Source organism: Streptomyces phytophilus, assembly GCF_013870535.1.
GTDB lineage: Bacteria > Actinomycetota > Actinomycetes > Streptomycetales > Streptomycetaceae > Streptomyces > Streptomyces phytophilus.
The window spans coordinates 1-3,345 of sequence record NZ_JACBXC010000666.1; the positions used below are offsets into that span (position 1 = coordinate 1).

Genomic DNA, 3,345 nt, shown 5'->3' on the forward strand with positions numbered 1-3,345 from the left:
TCCTGGCCCGCCCGGGTGACACGGGCTCCGTACCGCCGCGCGGAAGGTCCGCGGCGCGCTCGTTGTTGGGTACGCAAGTAGTTCCCAACCGACGTGCAACCGGAGGAGTTCCCACGTGTCTGTCGCCCTCTCCGACAACCTCAAGCAGGTACTCGACGGCCAGGTCTTCGTCACCGTCGCCACCGTGCAGCCCGACGGCGCCCCGCAGGCATCGCCCGTCTGGGTGAAGCGGGAGGGCGACGACCTGCTGTTCTGCACCACCGCCGAGCGCGTCAAGGCCCGCAACCTCAAGCGCGACGCCCGGGTCAGCGTCGTCGTGATCGACCCGGCGGCCCCGTACAACTACGCCCAGGTGTACGGGACCGCGAGCGTCACCACCGAGGGCGGCCGGGAGCTGATCGACGAGCTGTCGGTGAAGTACACCGGCAAGGACTACGACACCTTCAGCGGCGGCCACGGCGGCGACGGGACCCGGGTGGTCGTCCGGGTCACGCCGGAGAAGGTCTCGGGCCAGGGAAACCTGCACTGAGGGCAGGCGCGGGCTATCCACGGGCTGGGGCCCTTGACGGGTCCCGGTCCTACTACCCTTGAGGCGTGACCATTCGCCTGTACGACACCAGCGCCCGGCAGATCCGTGACTTCACCCCGATCATCCCGGGTTGCGTCTCGATCTACCTGTGCGGCGCCACCGTGCAGGCCGCCCCGCACATCGGGCACATCAGGTCCGGGCTCGACTTCGACATCCTGCGCCGCTGGCTGCTCCACCGCGGCTACGAGGTGACGTTCATCCGCAACGTCACGGACATCGACGACAAGATCATCTCCAAGTCCGCCGACCAGGGCCGCCCCTGGTGGGCCATCGGGTACGAGAACGAGCGCGCCTTCAACGCCGGCTACGAGGCGCTCGGCTGCCTCCCGCCCACGTACGAGCCGCGGGCCACCGGGCACGTACCCGAGATGATCGAGATGATGCGCGCGCTCATCGACTCCGGGCACGCCTACGCCGCCGACGGCAACGTCTACTTCGACGTGCGCTCGTACCCCGGCTACCTCGCGCTGTCCAACCAGGAGCTGGACAACCTCCGCCAGCCCGAGGGCGAGGGCGAGACCGGCAAGCGCGACCCGCGGGACTTCGCCATGTGGAAGGCCGCCAAGCCCGGCGAGCCGTCCTGGGAGACCCCCTGGGGCCGCGGCCGGCCCGGCTGGCACCTGGAGTGCTCCGCGATGGCCCACAAGTACCTGGGCTCCCGCTTCGACATCCACGGCGGCGGCATCGACCTCGTCTTCCCGCACCACGAGAACGAGATCGCGCAGTCCAAGACGTTCGGCGACGAGTTCGCCGACTACTGGATGCACAACGCCTGGGTGACCATGAGCGGCGAGAAGATGAGCAAGTCCCTCGGCAACTCGGTGCTCGTCTCCGAGATGGTCAAGCGCTGGCGCCCCATCGTCCTGCGCTACTACCTGGGCACCCCGCACTACCGCTCCACCATCGAGTACAGCGAGGAGGCCCTGCGCGAGGCCGAGTCCGCGTTCGCGCGGATCGAGGGCTTCGTGCAGCGTGTAGTCGAAAAGGCAGGGAAGGCGGGCGTCGCCCCCGCGGCGGACGTGCCGCCCGCGTTCGCCGAGGCGATGGACGATGACCTCGGGGTGCCGCAGGCGCTCGCCATCGTCCACACCACCGTCCGGCAGGGCAACGCCGCCCTGTCCGCCGACGACAAGGAAGCCGCCGTCGCCCGCCTCGCCGAGGTACGCGCCATGCTGGGCGTGCTCGGCCTCGACCCCCTCGACGACCACTGGGCGGGCGCGGAAGGCGCCGAGCGCGGCGCCGACCTGCACGGGGCGGTCGACACGCTCGTACGCCTCGTGCTGGAGCAGCGCGAGGCGGCGCGGGCGCGCAAGGACTACGCGGCGGCGGACGCCATCCGCGACCAGCTCCAGCAGTCGGGCCTCGCCATCGAGGACACCCCGGACGGGCCGCGCTGGACGCTCTGCTGACCGGCCCCGACCGGGCCCGGTAGCCCCGTGGTGCCGCCCGGCGGACCGGACGGCACACTCATGACGTAGAGAACGACGATCGCAGAAGCAGGTGGAGTCCCCATGGCCGGGAACAGTCAGCGCCGAGGCCGCAGAACGGCGAGCAAGAAGGGCGCGACCAAGGGCAGCGGCGGCAAGGGCCGCCGCTCCCTCCAGGGCAAGGGCCCCACGCCGCCCGCCGACCAGCGCCCCGGGCACGCCAAGCAGCGCGCCGCCCGGGCGCGGTCGAAGAAGGCCGCCTCCGCCCGCCCGGGCGCGGGCCGCCGCGGCGGCAAGGGCAGCAGCGAGCTGGTCGTCGGGCGCAACTCGGTGTACGAGGCGCTGCGCGACGGCGTGCCGGCGACGATGCTGTACGTCCAGCAGTACCTGGACAGCGACGACCGCGTGCGCGCCGCCCTCCAGCTCGCCGGCGACCGCGGCGACATCCACCTGATGGAGGCCCCGCGCCCCGAGCTGGACCGGATGACGGACGGCCTGAACCACCAGGGCCTGGTGCTCCAGGTCCCGCCCTACGAGTACGCCCACCCCGAGGACCTGCTCGACGCCGCCGCGGAGGAGGCCGAGGACCTGCTGGCCGTCGCCCTCGACGGGGTCACCGACCCGCGCAACCTCGGCGCCGTGGTCCGCTCCGTCTCCGCCTTCGGCGGGCACGGCGTCGTCATCCCGGAGCGCCGGGCGGCGGGGATGACGGCGGGTGCGTGGAAGTCGTCGGCGGGCACGGCGGCGCGTACGCCGGTGGCGCGGGCGACGAACCTGACCCGCGCCCTGGAGGCGTACCAGAAGGCCGGCGTGATGGTCGTCGGCCTCGCCGCCGACGGCGAGGCCGAGCTGCCGGAGCTGGACCTGCTGGACGGCCCGGTGTGCATCGTGGTCGGCAGCGAGGGCAAGGGCCTGTCGCGGCTGGTGGGGGAGACGTGCGACGTACGGGTGCGGATCCCGATGCCCGGCGGCGCGGAGTCGCTGAACGCGGGCGTCGCGGCCGGCGTGGTGCTGTACGAGGCGGCGCGCAGGCGGGCGTGAACGCCGTACGGGACGGCGCGCGGCGAATCGGAACGAGCCCCCGCGAACGGTGTGTTTGACCGGCCTCCGACACAAAAGGGCCGTGTCAGGCAGTGTCTTCATGGCGTGTCACTCGGTTAGTGGAGTGTGGACACCAGAACACCGCCCACCCCCACGGGTGGTAGCGCCCAGGAGCCCGAGGACACCGGCCGGCTGACGATGGTGCGGGTGCCGAGCGAGCCCACCCGGATCAACGTCGACAACCCCAGTTTCCGGGTGCGGCTCGGGCCCTCGTCCCGCCGGACGCTC

3 protein-coding genes are annotated in these 3,345 nt (G+C 72.2%); all 3 read left to right on the plus strand.

The annotated features are described in order from the left end of the window. Positions 1 to 115 precede the first annotated feature (115 nt). Positions 116 to 529: a PPOX class F420-dependent oxidoreductase gene (locus H5J30_RS23185; protein WP_181789315.1), complete on the plus strand. Its 414-nt coding sequence runs from the start codon at positions 116 to 118 to the stop codon at positions 527 to 529. Between the two features lie 65 nt (positions 530 to 594). Continuing rightward, complete coding sequence (cysS, locus tag H5J30_RS23190) at positions 595 to 1,998, plus strand: cysteine--tRNA ligase (RefSeq protein ID WP_181789316.1); 1,404 nt, start codon at positions 595 to 597, stop codon at positions 1,996 to 1,998. 102 nt (positions 1,999 to 2,100) lie between these two features. After that, on the plus strand, positions 2,101 to 3,057 hold the full coding sequence (gene rlmB, locus H5J30_RS23195; RefSeq protein WP_181789317.1) for a 23S rRNA (guanosine(2251)-2'-O)-methyltransferase RlmB: 957 nt from the start codon (positions 2,101 to 2,103) through the stop codon (positions 3,055 to 3,057). Positions 3,058 to 3,345: the final 288 nt, after the last annotated feature.

Coding starts and splice junctions, on each gene's coding strand:
- rlmB (WP_181789317.1), top strand. CDS start 2,101: ATGGCCGGGAACAGTCAGCGCCGAGGCCGCAGAACGGCGAGCAAGAAG.